We start from the raw sequence: 20,605 nt of genomic DNA on the forward strand, positions 1-20,605 counted from the left end.
GTGAATGTTTGATAGAACCTCATTAGAGCTCTACCTCCTTCTCTATTAGCCACTTTTCAGCAGTAAGCGTGCACGACACTAAGCTTTCATCGTTAGAAACAGGCTTCATCAAGATCTGAGTCACTGCTCTAAACTCCGTTGGCTGGTGAATAGCCACTAACCATTTGTAGATTTGCTCTTCTGTACCATTCGCCGAGACCTCGATCTTCACCCGACGATACACTTCTCCGCTATCCTCTATCGGAATCAATTTCTGACCAGTAGCTGAAAGTCCGACCTCACTGCTGGAGCTTTCTAAGAACTTCAGCAACTCACTCTCACTGCTTTCAACAGTACTCGGCTCTGGCTCATGTTCACTCAGCCACTTGACTTCATCCGCTATCATTGCCGCAGTCTCAGTGCTAGAACGATAACTCGCCGCACGAATACCTAGTTCATTGACTGTCTGCTCTTTTTGACGATAGGCCGTCATATACCACTTGATTCCTAAGATGTGTGCGAACAGCACTACCATCACAAGAATCATCGTTAATAAGGATTTTTCGCGCTTATTCATTAGTACTCTTGGTAGCCTGCAGGCATTGCTTTATAGGTGAATCTCCAAAGTTGTGTTTTAGGATCGCGGATCGCCGGTGGATGATCCCATTCAAAATCCGTAAACATCTCTGCGTTTTTAAGTTTCGGTTTATAGAGGTTAAGATACTGGTTTCCCAAGGCATTACCTCGCAGCTCGATAAAGCCATTCTGCACATTCACATTCGTGTAACGAATGGTTTGCCCAGCGGGCATCGCCATCACACATTCCTTGTAAATCTGTAGCGGCCACTTGTCGGTAACCACTGGGTAGAGCTCATCCCAAGCTTTGAAATGCTCACTATTCATTTCCCAAGAAGGAGCATGAAGCGCCACTTCCTCTTTTAAATCTGATGCCTGACTATCGAGCTCAAAAAGCTTCCACCACAACACGCCGAGAATGATTAAATAAATAGCAGCAACTCCAATACCTATCCCCTTCAGACGCTTACGGTTCGCCACCTGTTTGCGCCATTCGCTGACAACAGAAGGCTCAAGGTTCACCTCGCCAGCCGGCACACTCGGAGCGGGTCGATCCTCCTCGGTCAGGACCAAACCTGCTGCCATGACTTGAGCTGCTACATTTTCAGCCTGTTCACAGACCGACCATAAGAACACCTCCGCTGGCTTGAACTGAATACCTTTCAAGGAAAGCTGCGAGATCGTCAAATGTAGCGATAGCGTTAAGTCCACAAGCTCCTCGCCCAATGGCTCAGTGAGAAAAGGAATACCATTGCGGTAACAGGTCATACACCAGCGATGACGTTCACGCCAAAGCGCAATGCAATCCCCTTCAACCGATGGCCGATAGTATCGCGCGGAGTAATCAAAAGTATGTTGCCGTAGATCGTTCGCCTCATTGAGTTCGTCCTCTAGCAAGTAAACTGCTGAAATAAATGACTCTTCCTCCCTCTTCTCTACCAGAATACAATCCCAGCCTTGGTAATTTTCTACATCAACTAAGAGTCCCGCATTCTCTAACTCTAACTCAGCTGCACCACGATAAATTTCGGGATCCGTCGACGGCACTAGAACGGGCAAAGTAGCCACACGTGTAATTGAGAATGCTACACAGCTATCTTGCTGTTTATCCGCTTTGCACACGGCCCCCTCAAGAAAACGGTCGTGCGTGGCCACACTGTCACGCAACTTCCATACTTCCCAACCATCTTCTTCAGATGGTAGAATTACTGTTTTTTCTAATTTACTCACGTTCTAAACGTTTTTCTTGATAGTCTAATAGGTTGCTATTTGTACCTTTACCACTACTAATCGCGGTAATTGCATAGCGGTAGGTCCCTGAATAACCAATGCTTTCGATCCGAATCACCGAGTCGCCAATACTAAATCTCTCCGATATCAAATCTCGTCTCTCGGCTGGCGAGAGCATATCGTCTAAAGCTTCATTCACATCAGAGAAACGAGCGTCATCCTCCGTCCCCATGATCCCATCGTCGCCCATCACAAAACTCCGATGCTCCTGCGCAACCGAAAGCTCCACCTCCGCAGCTGCCGCGATCAATTCAGGTTCTGCTTCATGAATGTCTAATCCGCCACTCGTCCATACAGTGAAAAATTCGCGCCAATTCGGTTGCAACCGCTCTAACACCCCAAAACCTCGCACTAATGGAAGCTCATCAAGTTCATTAAATGGACGATTAAATGGACGGTCAGTATAGCCGATATCTTCATAGTATTCGCGCTCAGCTCCATTCAGGCTCATAATTTCATCCGCATCAACCCAATCAATTAAAGCATCTATCAATTGATCCGTTGGCTTGTCTTCCATCCCCCAATTTTTAAAGAGGTTAAAGAGCAAATCTGTGTCTCCATCTTGCAGAGCTGTATTGATATTTAAGCGAGTCGACTCAGGTTCAATTTTCACCTGATACCCTTCATCATAACCAGTATCTTGGCTGTACAAGAGAGGATCGTCGCGTTCCACGTTCGGATGAATTCCCACACTCAGACCTGTGTGCGCTTGCTGCCACGCTCTGAAGCTTTGCACCTCAGTGATGTTTTCATCCACATCCACTTTTAGCAACGTCAGCGTCACCACCAGCACAGCCGACAAAAAGGCAACCACCCAGAGCACCGCAATCAATGCGACTCCTGCTGGCTGCCTCTGAGAACTGTACTTGCGGGCTTTCACTACTGGTCGTTCAAATTGTTAATCGTTTCGTAGATAGCTTGAATCATTGTGTACGAAAGCAGTGCTACTAGCACCGACATCGCCAGAAGAATCAATGGTGAGATCAAACCTAACAGCCCTTTAATTAGGACGCTTAGTTTCTTATCGTAATAAATGGCCGCCCGCGAAAGCGCGCGTGAAAGCTTCCCTGTACTTTCCCCGACTCCTATCAAATCCACCATATTCGGTGGGAACATTTCAGTCTGACGCATACAACGAGTAAGCCGATAACCGTCTCCCACTTGGTCGGTGATCTTAACCAGTTTTTCGTGGAAATAGCGATTCGTCATCGTCTCCGAAGTCAACTGCAAGCCCTGCACCAATGGCACACCATTTTCTAACAAGTTACTTAAAGTCTGTAGCCATTGCACATAGAGGCCGTAATTAATCACCTTGCCGAACAATGGCAACTTAAGCTTCCACTCGTCCCACTTCGCTTTATTTTCTTCGCGCTGATACCAAAGCTTCACCCCAGCTATCGCCGTTACAATAAAGATAAGAATCAACACCCACTGGCCGCGCAGAGTATCGCCGATCCATGTCGCGAGCTGCACACCCACTGGCATTTCTGACCCAGGCATCCCATCCAGCAACAGGGTAATTTTAGGCAACAGGTAAAAGATGAAAACGAAAGTAACGATCACACAGGCAAGAACCAAAAACGAAGGATAAATCAACGCCTGCTGCAACCTTGCACGCAACTCAACTTGCTCCTTCAAGTAAGAACAATGCTGCTTCAAAATAGTCTGAAGACTGCCAGATGCCTCACCCGCTTTGACCAAGTTGCAATATAATTGATCGAACGATGGAGAGATCCGCGGCAGAGCTTGATACATTTGCTCACCTTCAGTCACCCATTGGCGCAAACGCGCTGACGCCTCCTTCAGCACACCTGATTCATCACGGTTCTCCATCGAAGCCAATGCCGGCTCTAGCGGAAGGCCAGCTTCTAGTAGCTCGCTCAATTCTTCTGTAAATGCGATGACATCTTTTTGTTTGAGTATCAGCGGACCGTCAGGCAGCTCTTCGGACTTCTTCTTTTTAGCACTAGAAGCATTCACCTCCTTGATCGATGCCGGCCGCATCCCTTGAGACTGCAAATGACGAATCACTTCACTGCGAGCATTAAACTGAAGCTCGCCAGTTTGCTTTTTGCCCGAAGCATCAATCGCTATATATTGAAATGCTTTAGCCATTAATCAAAATTATCTCCCTCTGAATGCGCGTGCGTGCAAGACAGCACTTCTTCTATGCTGGTGACGCCCTTCATCACCTTGCGCCAGCCATAGTCGCGCATACTCTCAAAACCTTCACGCATCGCTTGATGCAATATAGCATTTTCATCAGCACCTTTCGCGATCATATTTTGAATAGCATCTGTAATCTGGCACAATTCATAAATAGCGATTCGACCTTGATAGCCAGTATGACGACACTCAGGGCAGCCAACGGCATGGTGAGGCTGACCAATTTGAGCAATTTCATTAGGGATACCTAATTCTCTCGCTCGCTCAGTTGACCAATCATCCACTGGTTCGGCACAGTGTTTGCAGAGTCTTCTCACCAAACGTTGCGCCAAAAATGCGCGTACGGAAGCAGACACCAAGAATGGCTCGATATCCATATCCAGCAGACGGCTAATTCCACCAATCGCTGTGTTGGTATGTAGTGTTGAGAACACTAAGTGACCAGTTAAGGAGGCGCGAATCGCAATCTCAGCAGTCTCGGTATCGCGAATCTCACCAATCATCACATTGTTAGGATCAGCACGTAGAATCGAACGTAAGCCCTTTGCAAAAGTCAACCCGACCTCAGGACGCACCGCAATCTGCACAATCCCTGGAAGCTTATTCTCCACCGGATCTTCAATCGTCACCGTGCGAGTTTCAGGTTTATTTAAATGGTCTAGGAAACAATACAGACTCGTAGATTTACCAGAACCCGTAGGGCCAGTGGCGAGAATAACCCCATGAGAAAGTGACAGTACTTCATGAATTCTATCTCTAACAGTATCTTCTAACTCCAGCGCGCCCAGATCAAACTTCTCTTGGTTGAGCAAACGCAGGCTCACGGTTTCACCTTCCACTGAAGGAATGGTCGCCACACGAACATCAATGCTCTTCCCTTTGTTGCGCAAATGAATACGTCCATCTTGAGGTAGACGACGTTCAGCCACATCCAGGCGTGACATGATCTTGAGACGAGCCACCACTGAAGACTGCAGCGCATTGATTCGATCAGGCACCGGCACATCTAACAACTGACCATCCACACGATAGCGAATGCGTAAGATATCAGATTGCGGTTCGATGTGAATATCCGTCGCTTTCTGCAGTAATGCTTCCCGTAAAATTTGGTTCACAAAACGCAACACAGAAGCCTCATCAGACTCATCGTCATCGAGCACAGAAGCTTCATCTTTTTCAGCTAGCTGATCCGCATTCAGATCACGGCCTGCGAGAATTTTCTCAAATGTATCCGCTCCCACACCATAAATAGCACTCAAACTATTGCGGACATGCCTGCGCTCAGCGAGCACCCATTTAATCGTCATCTGGAGCTTACGAGAAAGCGTCTGACGCACATCCATTTTGAACGGATCGTAACAGGCAACCGTTAAAATGTTTTCCTCTAACTTCAATGGCACAACTTGGTAACGAATCGCCAATGCAGCTCCGAGAACTCCTTTAAGTTCGCTCACCTCTTCAGCCTCTATCTCGCCAGATACGAGAGGCATCTTCATCATCTGCGCCAGCCCTTTATAAAACTCGTCTTCATTCACCAAACCCGCATCAATCAAGGCGTCAATCACTGGGAGCTGCAGCTGCACAGCACTATCCACGACCTCAGCCACAGCCTCATCTTCGGCACGACTACATGCACAGGCCAACTCGTAAAGTTGCTGCACAATTGGGCTTCTTTCTAAAATTTCACTCATATATGGGTTTGTGTACGCTGGGTTTGTGCACGGTTCCCTCCGGCCTTTAACCACCTAAAGTCACGAATGGTGCAAACTAATTAACGAAAGTTTCTCAGACTTCAAGAAGGTAATATTTATTGTAACCTAATGTTAATGAAATGACTCGAGTCGTATATTTGACAAAGCACATAACTTGACGTAGTCAACTAAGTCATGAAAATTGTAAACCTTTCAGCATCCCCACATTCACGACGCTCTTCAAGCGGCTTCACCCTCTTGGAAATGGTCATGGTCATGGCTATCATCGCGGTGCTCGCAGGTGGCGTCATAGGCCTACTCGGTAACTTCGGTGAAGGCGCTAAAATCCAACGTGCTGAAACAGACATCAAAACCATTGATGCAGCCCTAATGAACTACAACACTCTCGCTGGTCGTTACCCTACGACCGAACAAGGTCTCGAAGCGCTTGTCACTAAGCCAACTACCGCTCCTAAGCCAAGACGCTACCCATCCAAACCATTTTTAAAAGCCATCCCAATGGACCCATGGGGTAACCCTTACGCCTACAAAATGCCAGGCTCGCAAGACCCTACTACCTATGAAGTTCTAAGCTACGGAGCTGATGGCCAACCTGGGGGTGATGATGACATTAGCTCACAAGATCCTGTGCAATAATTCGCCATCTCCGCGGCACGATTTTCAGCGCGGCTTTACCCTTCTGGAGATAGTCATCACCATGGTGATTATCTCTGTTTTGTTAGGCTCAGCAGCGCTTTTTTTCGTGGGCTCCAGCGACGAAGCCATCGAAAAACTCTCACGCGAGACACAGTTACTCGCGAAAAAAACCATGCGCTCGGCCAAGGACCAGCAACGTGCATACTCGATCATCATCACTTCAAAATCTGTCTGGGCTGAACCCGAAATGCTCAACCTAGAAGAAGCCGAAACAAGCACCATCGCTATCCCTGTTGATAAGGATATTACCATTTCATATCTCCTCGATGAAGAAACTGGCTGGCAGAGAATTACAAACAACGACTCGCCTTTCGTCTGGAGTTTTTCGCAAACCGGCTTATGCGAACCACTCACTTTGCGGTTTGAAAATAACATAGCGGTAGACGAAGTGACCTTCCACCCGCTCACTGCTGGCAAATTAATTGATGAAAACTAATCGCCATAACCGAAACGGCTTTATGCTGATGGAAGCATTAATCGCTTTCAGCATTTTTGGCATCGCCGCTACTGGCATCATCATCGCTCTGCATCGTACCGCTGAACTCAGCCAAGCAGTCATTCACGAACAATGGGTCACTCAGGAAGCCCACAATCTCCTAACTGAGATCATCACTGCTCCTGACACAGGAAATGGATTCGCTCGCGAAGAAACTGTGACTATCGACGGAGGAACCGAAGCGCTCATCTCTATCGAACTCATCGAAGATGTATCTAACCAAGATGAAGAACTCCTCGAGAACCTCTATCGCGTGAGTGTCACCATTTATTGGGACGACAATGGCAATCCAGCCGAAGAAACCTTTACCATCGTCCACCTCGATGGGATGTTTACAAATCGTTGATAGATGAAGCTTCCTACCACCATACGAAATGGCTTCACCTTGTTAGAAACAATTCTAGCAATGGCGATTCTTGCGACGATTATGTCCGTCATTTTCGCGATCACCCACAGTTCAATTGGTCTCAGCCAAACTATCATCGGCGTGCAAGCTCAAAGCCGCCAACAAGCCGCACTCCGCGATTACCTTCAAGAAGTGCTGACAAACATTCCATCCGAAGCCCGAGTCACGCTCTTCGAAAATGATTTTCAGCTGATGACTCTGATGATTGAAAATCCTAACACTGAGTTTCCTTCAAATGGTCGCCAACAAGTTGCCAAGCAACTCTGGCTCAGCGGAGCCAAGGACCGCGACGGCCTCGTAAGCCTTGTGCTTGAGATATCTAACCAATTTGAAGATGAAGCAAGCACCACAGAGCCCTCCTACTACCGAGCGGAGCTCATCAACCAGCTCGCCTACATCCGCTGGGACTTTTACAATCCATCACGCGATGAATGGAGCCCAGAGTGGACTCCTGAAATGGGACGCCCCACTCAAATCAAATTCTACTACAGTTTCCCAGACTACCCAGAAGAACACATGCTTTACTTCTGGATTCCGAATCGCACTCCCCCGGCACAACAAACCGGCAACAACAACCAGTCACCACAGATTCCAAATCAGTGACTTGCCTCTCTAGTTAAGTTCTATTAAATTCTTTATTTATGCTTTCTCGCACCTGCAGAGAGAATTTTAATGTAGATCAACATCCCGAATTTCCTCATCTAACAGATAAGTCATTAAGCTAACTTAAGTTCCCCTACTAAACTTTTTTGCATCTCTCAGAGCAATATGTTCTAAGAATCTTTACTAGTTTATATAGAGCGCCCTCCCAAACAGCACTGGATTACGGGAAAAGTACTCCCCCCGCTGCGTTTTGCGAATACTAATCTCCCTCATAAAATTTCCTCGGAGCGCTCACCTCAGCTTAAGCCTCCGACGTCGCAACGCGTATATGTTGTTTTTTCATATTGTATGTTGTTTGCTAAAGCATAGTCCCTCTGACTCGACAGTTGGGGGGGCCATTTTTTCACTCTACGACTACGGACTATTCCCTTTCAAAGAGCACTCACACCATAACACTTTAGAGATAGCATTCTAACCACGATATGTTAGATTTAGCATTCTAATCATTTACATTTATTGACAAACGAAAACATAGCTTAACTATGAAAACCGCGCGCTCTAGACTTTCACTTTTGATCCTCGCTTTTGCGAATTACGCCTCAGCCCAAGAAGGACAACTCCCTCAAGTCACCGCTGCTGAACACGCAATTCAAAGCGACCAACCCACTGCCGAAGGCAATGCCGCAGCCCAAGCTAACAATCCGCTAGCAAATACCAAAGCGCTCAATTTTCATAATTACTACATTGGTGAGTTTACCGGACTCGATGAATATGGCGACCAAGTCTTCGTCCGTTACGCCCAACCATTCTCCATTGGAGAAAGCCTCTGGCTCATGCGTGCGACTTTACCTATCAACACCTACCCTAACGGAACTAACCACGACACAGGTATTGGAGATTTTAATGCCTTTGCAGCCTATCTATTCGACACGGGAGACCCAGCGCTCAGTATTGGCCTTGGCCCTCAGATCACTGCACCCACTGCAACCGAAGACAATCTAGGATCAGAAAAATGGTCAGCCGGTTTCGCTCACGTCCTGTTCAATGGTAAATCTAAAAAAATCCAATACGGCTACTTACTGACATGGCAAGCTAGCTTTGCTGGGGAAGATTCACGCCGCGACGTTAATGCTGGAGCCTTCCAGCCATTCACCTTCCTCCAACTCGGTGGTGGCAACTACCTGCGTAGCTCAGCTGTCATGGTCTACGACTTTGAATCCGATGACTACACCATTCCACTCGGTTTGGGTTTTGGTAAAGTAATCCCCACGGATCAAGCCGTTATCAACCTCTTCGTCGAACCTCAATATTCCGTATTGGACCGTGGCGACGCCTACCCTCAATGGCAAATTTTCACTGGTCTCAATTTCCAATTCTAGTAAAGAATAACCATTCGCGATGAAAATTGGATTAGCACTAGGCGGAGGCGGAGTCCGTGGTCTCGCCCACATCTCTCTCCTTCGAGTGCTCGAGGAAGAAGGAATCGTCCCCACTGCTATCTCAGGTTCCAGCATGGGAGCCCTAGTGGGAGCTTGTATCGCCTGCGGTCGCAATTCGGAACAACTACGCAATCAAGTCGAGAACCATGTCTTTCTTCCCGAGAAAGGCATTTCTGAGTTCTGGAGAAAAGGCAAAGACCTGTCGCAATGGCTCAAATTTTTTCGCCCAACAATCGAAAAAGGTGCTTTCCTTTCCGCCGATGGTTTTCTCAGTTTTTTATTGCAAGATCTCGAAACTACCAATTTCGAAGAACTCCTCACCCCCTTTTATGCTGTCGCTGCAGATTTTCAGACCTGCAACAAAGTAGTCTTCTCTGAAGGCCCCTTACTTCCCGCCTTGAAGGCCAGCATGGCTATCCCAGGTGTATTTGAACCTGTAAGGCACCAAGGCCGTCTCCTAGTCGATGGAGGTGTTGCAGACAATGTCCCATGGTCAACGCTCGACGCGAGTTGCGATGCAGTCATCGCCATTGATGTAGCAGGAACCAACGAAGACACAGAACTGGAACCCGATGCAATTTCTACTTTCGTTTCGATTTTCCAGCGCATGATCGCACGTCAGACGATCCAGCGCCGTGCCATCGACCCACCTGTCCTCTATTTCAAACCCAAGCTCTCTAATATCCGAGGCCTCGACTTTGCTCGTATCCCAGAAGTCTTCGCCCAAGCAGAAGCTGAAACCGAACGCTTCCGCGCAGAACTAAAGCGCCATTTCCCCCAGCTTACGCGTTAATTCATCTGATCTATTTTCTGGTTGTTAGAAGGCGTTCTTCTCCCCCTCTCTCTCAAACTATATTAACTTCTAACTATAGTTACGTAAGACGCTCAACCACCACACTCCTTATTGCATAAAATCTTCTTGTGATAAAACACCCGTACAGTTATTGGTAAGGTAATCGTTTTGACGATCTAACAATTAGATTAACCTTTGTATTTGCATCCGCTGGATGAGCCACTCGTGTGCCCATTCAGCTATAGGAACAAGTCAGAGGCTACTCGTAATAGTACCTGATAAGGAAAGCACATAAATTACTTCTACCTCTTATGAGTGAGCTTTCCGAGCTCTGCTCTAGCTGCAGATAAACCTAACATAGTCGTTCTGATATCGGATGACACAGCCTGGGGCGACTTAGGTCCCTATGGTGGTGGCGCAGGTCGCGGCATGCCGACACCAAATTTTGATAAAATTGCTAAAGAAGGCATGCAGTTCTGGTCATTTTACGGCCAACCTAGCTGCACACCGGGACGCGCAGCGATGCTCACCGGGCGTATCCCTAACCGTAGTGGAATGACCACAGTGGCATTCCAAGGTCAAGGCGGCGGACTCCCCGCAGCAGAATGGACCTACGCATCCGTCTTGAAAAAGGCGGGATATAATACTTTCTACGCCGGCAAATGGCATTTGGGCGAAGCGGATTATGCTATGCCGATCGCTCATGGTTTTGACGTGATGCGGAATACCTTCCTGTACCACTTAAATGCATACACCTACCCGCTAGAGTCGTGGAACGCGGATATGAGCCCAAAATTGAGAGCATATTTCAAAAAAGCAACCACCGGCTTATTAGAAGGTGAAGCAGGCAAACCCGTACGTGAAGTTACCAAGATCACTGACGACAACATTGCTGAAATTGATGTCGAGACCACCCGTGTCTCTCTCGAGTACATGGAAAAGTTTGCCAAGGAAGATAAACCCTTCTTGATGAGTATCAACTTTGGCAAAAACCACCAACCAAACCTCCCAGCCAAGGAATTCGTGAATAAATCTACAGGCAAGAACAAGTACGCAGACTGCGTTGTAGAGCTCGATGCCCACGTCGGAAAGATCATGGATAAGATCCGTGAACTGGGAATCGATAAAAACACCCTCGTGATCTACACCGTGGATAACGGCGCATGGCAGGACGTATATCCAGATGCTGGCTACACTCCATTCCGTGGTACAAAAGGAACTGACCGCGAAGGCGGCAGCCGTGTTCCAGCTCTAGCTTGGTGGCCCGGAAAAATCGCACCAGGCACAGAAACACACGAAATTGCGGGCGGCCTCGACCTACTTGCCACCTTCGCCTCAGTGGCCGGTGTTGAGCTTCCAAAAGAAGACCGAGAAGGCAAACCTATCGTATTTGACAGTCACGACATGATGCCGCTCCTCACAGGTAAAGAAGGTTGGACCAGAGACAACTGGTTCTATTTCACAGAATCTGAGCTTTCGCCAGGTGCGATCCGTGTAGGCAAATACAAGGCTACCTTCAACCTGCGCGGAGACAATGGTGCTCAAGCAGGCTCAGATGCCCCAGGTTCAGAGCTCGGCTGGCGTGGTGCTTTCTAAGTACATTGCGACAGTCCCTGCCGTCTATGACCTATGGGCTGATCCACAGGAGCGTTATGACCTCTTCATGAATAGCTTCACTGAGAAAACGTGGACACTGGTTTCCTTTAACATGGCTGTTGCTGAGTTGATGAAATCTTATGAAATAAACCCACCACGTAAGCTTCAGAGTGAAGTCTACTCTGGTCCAATGACTATCGAACGCTACCGCAAGATCGACGACATCAAAAAGATCCTTCAAAAGAAGGGTGTCGATATTAAAGAACTCAGAGAAGAACTAAACAAGTAATTCTATCGTCGCAGAGTCTTCTCTGCCACACATTCTCTGCCTGCATTTCTAACTCTTAGGGGTGTGGGCATTTTTTATGCCGTAAGCGCCCTCGAAAGGGGCTTACTCCGAATTGTTACCAGCAAATTTAAAAAATGACCTACAAGATTTGGTTCGCGGTACTATCGAAAAAACACAAAAAAACCCGACTCCACACAAAGTGAAGCCGGGTTGGAATATTTTCAGGATCTTACTGAAGCTGATTAGTTCGCTTCAGCGACTTCTTCGCCTTCAGTAGGCTCTTCGACTGGTGCTGGCTCCTCCACGGTGAACTCGAATCGTGAGTTTTTGTGAGTTGGGAAGCCGGTACCTGCTGGGATGAGGTGACCCATGATGACGTTTTCCTTGAAGCCTTGGAGCGTATCTACGCGGCCAAGTGTTGCAGCTTCTGTAAGAACACGTGTGGTGTCCTGGAAGGATGCTGCAGAGATGAAGGAATCAGTCTCAAGAGATGCTTTGGTGATACCGAGAAGAACAGCTTCGCCTTCTGCTGGCTTACCACCTTGCTCAGCCACCTTGCGGTTGGCAATGTTGAACGCTGTGCGATCAACTTGGTCACCCCAGAGGAAATCACTGTCGCCTGGCTCAGTGATTTTCACCTTGCGAAGCATCTGACGGATGATGATCTCGATGTGCTTGTCGTTAATCTCAACACCTTGGACTCGGTAAACTTCTTGAACTTCGTTCACGAGGTGTTCCTGGAGTTGCTGAGCACCACAAGCTTCAAGAAGATCTTCAGGAGCTACTGGGCCTTCTGTGATCTGGTCACCAGACTTCAGAATATCACCTTCTGCAACGATGACGTGTTTACCCATTGGGACGAGATGGTCAGCTGACTCACCAGTCTCAAGGTTAGAAACGATCACCTTCTTCTTACCGCGAACGTTAGGACCGAAGGAAACTTCACCGTCGATCTTAGCGATCGTACAAGCGTCTTTCGGGCGACGAGCTTCGAAGAGTTCCGCGATACGTGGAAGACCACCAGTAATATCCTTAGTTTTCTCAGCTTTACGTGGTGTACGTGCAAGCTGAGTACCACCGCCGACTTTTGCTCCTTCTTTTACAGAAAGGTGAGCACCGACTGGAATTGGGTAGGACGCGAGAACTTCAGAAGTAGATTCATCAACGATTACTACCGCTGGGTGAAGATCTTCTTTGTGCTCAGTAATGACCATACCCTTCTTACCTGTTTCCTTGTCAGTCTCATTGGCAACTGTAATACCAGTGATCATGTCGCGGAATTCGATCTTACCAGGCTTCTCAGTGAGAATTGGTACGTTATATGGATCCCAAGTTACGAAGGTTTCACCTTTCTTCACATTGTCTCCATCTTGGACAGAGATAACAGAACCGATGATTACATTGTGATCTTCGACTTCGAGACCATTCTTATCTTGGATCGATACAGAGCCTTTCTTGTTCAGAACAACATAGTTTCCTTCAGCGTCTTTAACAGTACGAAGGTCTTTGTAGACGATACGTCCGCTAGCTTTCGCTTTGATTTCAGGCTGTTTGAAGGATGCTGTCGCCACACCACCAACGTGGAATGTACGCATTGTAAGCTGTGTACCTGGCTCACCAATGGACTGTGCGGCAATGATACCAACAGCTTCACCGGCTTGACCAATCTTGCCAGTAGCAAGGTTGAGACCGTAACAGTGTGCACAGCAACCACGCTCAGCTTCACAAGTAAGGACGGAACGAATCTTAAGAGTCTGACGACCGATGTTTTCGATCTTGTTAGCTTGCTCTTCGCTAACGATGTCGTTAACTCTCACGATCACTTCACCAGATACAGGGTCTTTCACTTCCTCACAGGAAGTACGGCCGTATATACGCATTGGAAGTGTCGCAACTTCTTCGTCACCATCATAGATAGGAGCTACTGTGATGCCGTTTACTGTTCCACAGTCGCTTTCGTTAATGATCACGTCCTGTGATACGTCAACGAGCTTACGAGTCATGTAACCGGAGTCAGCAGTCTTCAGCGCTGTATCAGCGAGACCTTTACGCGCACCGTGAGTAGAAATGAAGTACTCGAGTACTGAAAGACCTTCACGGAAGTTTGAAGTAATTGGGCGTTCGATAATTTCACCGGACGGCTTAGCCATCAAACCACGCATACCTGCAAGCTGCTTAATCTGTGCCTTGTTACCACGAGCACCAGAGTCAACCATCATGAAGAGCGGGTTCGGGAGGTAATCACCACCTTTATGCTCCATCTGGCGGTAAACCGCATTCGCAATGTTGTCGGTAGCATGTGTCCAGATATCAACAACCTTCTGATAGCGTTCGTTGTTGGTGATGACACCGTTGCGGTAGAGCTTGTCTACTTTTTCAATTTCATCGTACGCCTTCTTAAGTTCAGCAGGTTTTTCCTTAGGAATCACCATATCGACAAGACCAATAGAAGTACCGGAGCGAGTCGCTTCGGTGAACCCGAGTGTCTTAAGGCTATCAAGAGCTTCGACAGTGCCATTTTTACCAGCAACCTGGTAACAACGCCAAATGATGTCTCCGATCTGCTTCTTACCAACGTTGAAGTTAATGAAGCCAACGCCTTCTGGCCAGATCTCGTTGAAGCGCACACGACCAGGTGTGGTTTCAATGATTTTTAGCTCAGGGTTACCGAAGACTGATTTCTTACCGTAATCTGGGTTACGGAGGCGAATCAAGTCGTGGTAACGAAGCTTACGAGAAGCGATTGCGAATTCTACCTCAGTAGTGTTCTCGAAGAGTGGGAAGTGAACTTCTCTGTTTGCTTCTACTTCTACAGCAGTACGTGTACGGCTATATGTGAGGTAATAGTTACCGAGAATAATATCCTGTGACGGAGTCGTGATCGGCTTACCAGAGGAAGGCGAGAAGATGTTATTCGGCGCAAGCATGAGCTGGCGAGTTTCCATCTGAGCTTCCACAGAAAGTGGAACGTGAACCGCCATTTGGTCACCATCAAAGTCAGCATTGTATGCTGTACATACGAGTGGGTGAACACGGATCGCAGAACCCTCAATCAACACAGGCTCGAATGCCTGAATGGAAAGTCTGTGAAGAGTCGGAGCACGGTTCAACATCACTGGATGACCTTTGGTCACTTCAGCGAGGATGTCCCACACTTCTGTAGTCTTGCGATCGATCATCTTCTTCGCAGAACGCACTGTGTGACAGTAACCGAGTTCTTTGAGTCGACGGATAATGAATGGTTCGAAAAGTGTGAGTGCCATCTTCTTAGGAAGACCACACTGACCGAGCTTGAGCTCAGGCCCGACAACGATCACAGAACGGCCGGAGTAATCCACACGCTTACCAAGAAGGTTCTGACGGAAACGTCCACCTTTACCCTTGAGCATATCAGAAAGCGACTTGAGTGCGCGGTTGCCAGCACCCGTAACAGCACGACCGTGACGGCCGTTATCGAAGAGAGCATCTACAGCTTCCTGTAGCATACGCTTCTCGTTTCGAATGATCACCTCTGGAGTCTTCAGCTGAAGGAGGTTCATCAAGCGGTTGTTACGGTTAATCACACGACGGTAAAGGTCGTTAAGGTCAGATGTCGCGAAACGTCCACCTTCAAGTGGAACGAGAGGACGAAGGTCTGGTGGAATCACTGGAAGCACGCTCATGATCATCCACTCTGGACGAGTGTTTGATGTAAGGAAGCCTTGCGCAAGCTTGAGACGCTTAGCGAGCTTCTTCATGGTTTGCTTAGAACGTGTGTTCTCCATTTCTTCCTGAAGCTGCTCGATGAGCTCAGCAAGTTTGCACTGGGAAAGAAGATCTTGAAGAGCTTCTGCACCCATTGCCGCACGGAATGATTCTTCGCCGTAATCGTCTTCTGCATCGCGAAGCTCAACTTCAGTAAGAAGCTGACCGCGCTCGAGTGGTGTATCACCCGGCTCAGTTACGATGAAATCTTCGTAGTAAATAACACGCTCGAGGTGACGCGCAGACATATCGAGCATAAGACCGATACGTGATGGCATGCACTTGTAGAACCAGATGTGTGTCACTGGTACAGCAAGCTCGATGTGGCCCATGCGCTCGCGACGTACGCGAGAAAGAGTCACTTCAACACCACAGCGGTCACAGACTACGCCTTTGTGCTTGATACGTTTGTACTTACCACAAGCACATTCCCAGTCACGAGTAGGACCGAAGATACGCTCACAGAAGAGACCGCCTTTCTCTGGTTTGAAAGTACGGTAGTTAATGGTTTCAGGATTCTTCACCTCACCTTTTGACCAACTACGGATTGTTTCCGGGTTAGCAACAGTGATAGCGACGTGATCGAAGGAATCTGGCTTTTCGTCGACTCCGAAAAGCTCGCGCAGATTTGTTTCAACACTCATATTTTAAAGTAAATCGTTTTTTAGTTTTTAGTTAAGAGATGGCGCTACCGAAGTAGCGCCGATTGTTTCGTGTTGATTACAGTGTGAGATCGTCGAGTGAGAAATCATCAGAACCGATGTCACCTGGAGTTGCGTCAGGATCTGGCACGGCTGCATGTCCTTTACCAGGACGCACATCGAGGCCGAGTGACTGCATTTCTTTCATGAGAACGTTGAAGGATTCAGGAGTACCAGCTTCGAGGTTGTTATCGCCTTTGACGATAGCCTCGTAGATGCGAGTACGGCCTTGAACATCATCAGACTTCACTGTGAGCATTTCCTGGAGTGTGTATGCAGCACCGTATGCTTCGAGTGCCCAAACTTCCATCTCACCGAAGCGCTGACCACCATACTGAGCTTTACCACCGAGTGGCTGCTGAGTAACAAGTGAGTATGGTCCCACAGCACGAGCGTGAATCTTATCAGCCACTAGGTGACCGAGTTTCAGCATGTAGATTTGACCAACAACCACTGGCTGGTGGAATGCTTCACCGGTACGTCCATCATAGAGAGTAGACTTACCACCAGTGGAGCCGTCTTTGCCGTCACCGATCCATGTATAACCGTCGACCTTCTTCGCTTCAGACATGAACTCCCAAACTTTATCTTCCGGAATACCGTCGAAAATTGGAGTTGCTACATTGAAGCCAAGTGCCTTCGCTGCCACACCGAGGTGGGTTTCGAGAACCTGTCCGACGTTCATACGAGATGGAACACCGAGTGGGTTAAGACAAATGTCAACTGGAGTACCGTCGTCAAGGAATGGCATATCTTCTTCAGGAACGATTGTCGCGACAACACCTTTGTTACCGTGACGACCAGCCATCTTATCACCGACAGAAAGCTTACGCTTCTTGGCGACATAGACTTTTACTTCCTTGATCACACCTGGGTCGATCTCGTCGCCTGACTCCATTTGGTCGAGGCGGCGTTCACGGTCAGTGTCGAGCTCCTGGAAGCGGCTCTCGAAAGATGAAATGATTTCAAGGATCTTGTTACGGATCGGTGATGGATCGATTTCAATGTGGTCGTGGATCGCAGCAAGCTTGCGAAGAAGTGTCTTCGTAATCTTACGGTTCGCAGGGATGATGATCTCACCAGACTGTGCATTCACTACGTCGAGTGGAATCTTCTCACCAAGAAGGATATCAGAGAGCTTCTCAGTGAGCTGGTCAGTGAGAGCATCGACCTTCTTCTTGTAGTCGTCGTTGATTTTCTTGAGCTGCTTCTTCATTTCCGCAGGGTCTACATCCCCCTTACGACGAGCAACACCATGAGTAGAAATACGAATATCCTGAACGATACCAATAGTACCGGATGGTACACGGAGTGAAGTATCCTTCACGTCTGCAGCTTTCTCACCGAAGATTGCGCGAAGAAGGCGCTCTTCAGGAGCCAGTTCAGTCTCGGACTTAGGAGTGATTTTACCGACTAGGATGTCGCCAGGCTTCACTTCCGCACCGATACGTACGATACCATCATGGTCGAGGTTCTTAAGTGCCTCTTCACCGATATTCGGAATATCACGAGTGATCTCTTCTGGCCCAAGCTTAGTATCACGAGCAGCACATTCGTACTCAGAGATGTGAATGGATGTATAAACATCTTCTTTCACTACTCGCTCGGAAATGACGATAGCATCCTCGAAGTTGTATCCGTTCCAAGGCATGAATGCTACGAGAACGTTACGTCCAAGTGCCAGCTCACCACCTTGGGTGTTAGGTCCGTCTGCGAGTACAGAACCGATCTTCACCTTGTCGCCGCGATGGACAACAGGCTTCTGGTTCATACAAGTACCAGCATTGGAACGCATGAACTTACGAAGTGGGTATACGAATACGCCCTTGTCGAAATCAGTAGTTACTGCGCTAGAGTCAGAAAGGAATTTCTCATCACTGACTGGAAGCTCACCGTCTTTAGTGACGATGATCACTTCACCTGTAGATGCAGCGACAATACCTTCGGATTCAGAAACGATAACAGCGCGGGAATCCTGAGCTGCTTTTGCCTCGAGACCAGTACCGACGAATGGAGCTTCAGACACGAGAAGTGGCACACCCTGGCGTTGCATGTTTGAGCCCATCAATGCGCGGTTGGCATCATCGTGCTCAAGGAATGGAATGAGACCAGCTGCAACAGAAACGAGCTGCTTAGGAGAAACGTCCATGTAGTCGACGGTACTTGGGTCAACTTCGATGAACTCACCACCGCTCTCACGAGCAGTCACACGCTCATTGAGGAAGGTACCAGATCCGTCGATCGGGTTATTCGCCTGAGCAATGAGGAAGCTTTCTTCTTGGTCAGCAGTGACGTACTCAATTTGATTTGTTACCTTACCATCTACTACTTTGCGGTATGGAGTCTCGATGAAACCGAACTCGTTAATACGCGCATAAGTACACATGGAGTTAATAAGACCAATGTTCGGACCTTCCGGAGTCTCAATCGGACAAATACGACCGTAGTGAGATGGATGAACGTCACGAACTTCGAAACCTGCACGGTCACGGTTCAAACCACCAGGTCCAAGCGCGGAGAGACGACGCTTGTGCGTAAGCTCTGCAAGTGGGTTGGTCTGATCCATGAACTGGGAAAGCTGGGAACGCCCGAAGAAGTCACGAACAACCGCTGAGAGAGCCTTAGGGTTGATCAACTTCTGTGGAGTCATGCCTTCGATGTTCACATCAAAGAGAGTCATGCGCTCTTTCACGAGACGCTCGGTACGGGCAAGACCTACGCGGCACTGGTTCGCGAGAAGCTCACCTACAGCACGCACTCGGCGTGAACCAAGGTGATCGATGTCATCGAGAACTCCCTCGCCCTTCTTAAGCTTAAGAAGGTACTTAGTAGCGTGAAGGAAATCTTGACCAACCATTGTGCGCTCGTGGGAATCGACATCGATACCTAGCTTCTGGTTAATCTTGTAACGGCCTACACGAGTGAGGTCGTACTTCTTAGGATCAAAGAAGAGACGCTTGAGTAGAGCCTTAGCATTCGCTGCAGTTGGAGGATCACCAGGGCGAAGCTTTTTGTAAATGTCCTTAAGCGCAGACTCTTCATCGTGAGATGGGTCTTTCTTAAGTGACTTGAGAAGGATTTCGTCTTCGCGAGAATCGATTACTTCGATCTTCTTGAGGTCGAGAGCGAGCAGCTGACGTACAACACCGATTGTGAGTGGCTCATAGCGTTTAGCTACGACAACTTCACCATCCATGATATCTTCGAAAGGAACCATGGAAGAAAGTTCTTCCTCGTCCATTTCGTCAGCGAGCTTGAGCTCTTTGATTGCGTAGAATTGCTCACAGAGTTCGCGGTTGCTTGGGTAACCAAGTGCGCGAAGGAATGTAGTTGCTAGAAACTTACGACGACGACGACGACGGTCGAGGTAAACGTAAAGAAGGTCGTTCGTATCGAACTGAGTCTCGAGCCAAGAACCGCGGTCAGGAATGATGCGGAAACTGAAAAGCTCCTTACCGTTGAGGTGAAGAGATTTTTCAAAGCAAATACCTGGTGAACGGTGAAGCTGAGATACGATCACGCGCTCAGCTCCGTTTATCACGAAAGTACCACGGCGAGTCATCATTGGGAGTTCACCCATGTAGACACGCTCTTTTTTGGTGCCTGTTTCATCCTTCAATTTGAAGGTGACATATAGGGCAGCACTAAAGCTTTCTCCAGTCTGGAGTGATTCGAGGGCGGTTGCCTTCGGGTCTTCGATATCATATGCGTTGAAATCGAGCTCGATTGTTTCGTCGTAGCTTTTGATCGGGAAAACTTCCTTGAGGACGGCTTGTAAGCCAGTCTCAATACGCTGCGTAGCAGGCACATCTTTTTGTAGGAAGTCTTCGTAGGACTTGGATTGAACTTCAATAAGGTTTGGTGGTTCAATCACCTCATCAATCGTTCCGAAGTAGCGTCTTTCGGCCATGGTAGATTTCTAGTATTTATTAGGCGGTTAAACCCGATACCGTTACCGGTTCGGGCGTACGTTGTTTAGGATCCTGTTTCTGATTTCCAAGCGGAGAGCTAGAACGTCTTCAGCTCTCTTTTCTTTGATCAGACTTCAGACTTGGCGTGTCTCTAACACAAATCTGAAGTCTAGTCAAATTAGGCGCAAAAAGGTGACTCCGTCAAAAC

Annotated in this window: 13 protein-coding genes and 1 pseudogene; 7 read left to right on the plus strand and 7 right to left on the minus strand. The window is 48.0% G+C overall.

What is annotated here, in order from left to right; all coding sequences use genetic code 11:
• Positions 1-22: 22 nt before the first annotated feature.
• The 5 genes from ACFPK9_RS05280 to ACFPK9_RS05300 are packed head-to-tail and all read right to left on the minus strand — an operon-like array spanning position 23 to position 5,702.
• Positions 23-556: a hypothetical protein gene (locus ACFPK9_RS05280; RefSeq protein WP_377093756.1), complete on the minus strand. Its 534-nt coding sequence runs from the start codon at positions 554-556 to the stop codon at positions 23-25.
• Positions 556-1,785: a hypothetical protein gene (locus ACFPK9_RS05285; protein WP_377093758.1), complete on the minus strand. Its 1,230-nt coding sequence runs from the start codon at positions 1,783-1,785 to the stop codon at positions 556-558. The genes ACFPK9_RS05280 and ACFPK9_RS05285 overlap by 1 nt, the downstream gene beginning before the upstream one ends.
• Positions 1,778-2,725, minus strand: a complete 948-nt coding sequence (locus ACFPK9_RS05290; RefSeq protein ID WP_377093760.1) for a type II secretion system minor pseudopilin — start codon at positions 2,723-2,725, stop codon at positions 1,778-1,780. The genes ACFPK9_RS05285 and ACFPK9_RS05290 overlap by 8 nt, the downstream gene beginning before the upstream one ends.
• Positions 2,725-3,960, minus strand: a complete 1,236-nt coding sequence (locus tag ACFPK9_RS05295) for a type II secretion system F family protein (protein ID WP_377093762.1) — start codon at positions 3,958-3,960, stop codon at positions 2,725-2,727. Before ACFPK9_RS05295 ends, ACFPK9_RS05290 begins: the two co-directional genes overlap by 1 nt.
• Entirely contained in the window at positions 3,960-5,702 is a 1,743-nt protein-coding gene (locus ACFPK9_RS05300) for a GspE/PulE family protein (RefSeq protein WP_377093764.1), read from the minus strand. Before ACFPK9_RS05300 ends, ACFPK9_RS05295 begins: the two co-directional genes overlap by 1 nt.
• Before the next feature lie 195 nt (positions 5,703-5,897).
• On the opposite strand from ACFPK9_RS05300, the gene gspG reads away from it, so the two are divergent.
• From gspG to ACFPK9_RS05335, 7 genes and pseudogenes are all read left to right on the plus strand, one after another.
• Positions 5,898-6,359, plus strand: coding sequence for a type II secretion system major pseudopilin GspG (gene gspG / locus ACFPK9_RS05305; RefSeq protein ID WP_377093766.1), 462 nt, complete (start codon positions 5,898-5,900; stop codon positions 6,357-6,359).
• Positions 6,328-6,855, plus strand: coding sequence for a type II secretion system protein (locus ACFPK9_RS05310; protein WP_377096555.1), 528 nt, complete (start codon positions 6,328-6,330; stop codon positions 6,853-6,855). The genes gspG and ACFPK9_RS05310 overlap by 32 nt, the downstream gene beginning before the upstream one ends.
• Entirely contained in the window at positions 6,845-7,261 is a 417-nt protein-coding gene (locus ACFPK9_RS05315; RefSeq protein ID WP_377093767.1) for a type IV pilus modification PilV family protein, read from the plus strand. Before ACFPK9_RS05310 ends, ACFPK9_RS05315 begins: the two co-directional genes overlap by 11 nt.
• Before the next feature lie 3 nt (positions 7,262-7,264).
• Positions 7,265-7,924 (plus strand): prepilin-type N-terminal cleavage/methylation domain-containing protein, encoded by a 660-nt coding sequence (locus ACFPK9_RS05320; protein ID WP_377093769.1) that lies wholly within the window; start codon positions 7,265-7,267, stop codon positions 7,922-7,924.
• A gap of 542 nt (positions 7,925-8,466) precedes the next feature.
• Positions 8,467-9,303: a transporter family protein gene (locus tag ACFPK9_RS05325; RefSeq protein ID WP_377093772.1), complete on the plus strand. Its 837-nt coding sequence runs from the start codon at positions 8,467-8,469 to the stop codon at positions 9,301-9,303.
• Positions 9,304-9,322: 19 nt separating this feature from the next.
• Positions 9,323-10,156, plus strand: a complete 834-nt coding sequence (locus tag ACFPK9_RS05330) for a patatin-like phospholipase family protein (protein ID WP_377093774.1) — start codon at positions 9,323-9,325, stop codon at positions 10,154-10,156.
• 315 nt (positions 10,157-10,471) lie between these two features.
• Positions 10,472-12,041, plus strand: a pseudogene (locus ACFPK9_RS05335) (arylsulfatase).
• Between the two features lie 242 nt (positions 12,042-12,283).
• Here the strand turns inward: ACFPK9_RS05335 and rpoC are convergent.
• On the minus strand, positions 12,284-16,429 hold the full coding sequence (gene rpoC, locus ACFPK9_RS05340; protein WP_377093776.1) for a DNA-directed RNA polymerase subunit beta': 4,146 nt from the start codon (positions 16,427-16,429) through the stop codon (positions 12,284-12,286).
• Between the two features lie 76 nt (positions 16,430-16,505).
• Positions 16,506-20,396, minus strand: a complete 3,891-nt coding sequence (gene rpoB, locus ACFPK9_RS05345; protein ID WP_377093778.1) for a DNA-directed RNA polymerase subunit beta — start codon at positions 20,394-20,396, stop codon at positions 16,506-16,508.
• Between the last annotated feature and the right edge of the window lie 209 nt (positions 20,397-20,605).

Source organism: Rubritalea spongiae (assembly GCF_042652385.1).
Classification (GTDB): domain Bacteria; phylum Verrucomicrobiota; class Verrucomicrobiia; order Verrucomicrobiales; family Akkermansiaceae; genus Rubritalea; species Rubritalea spongiae.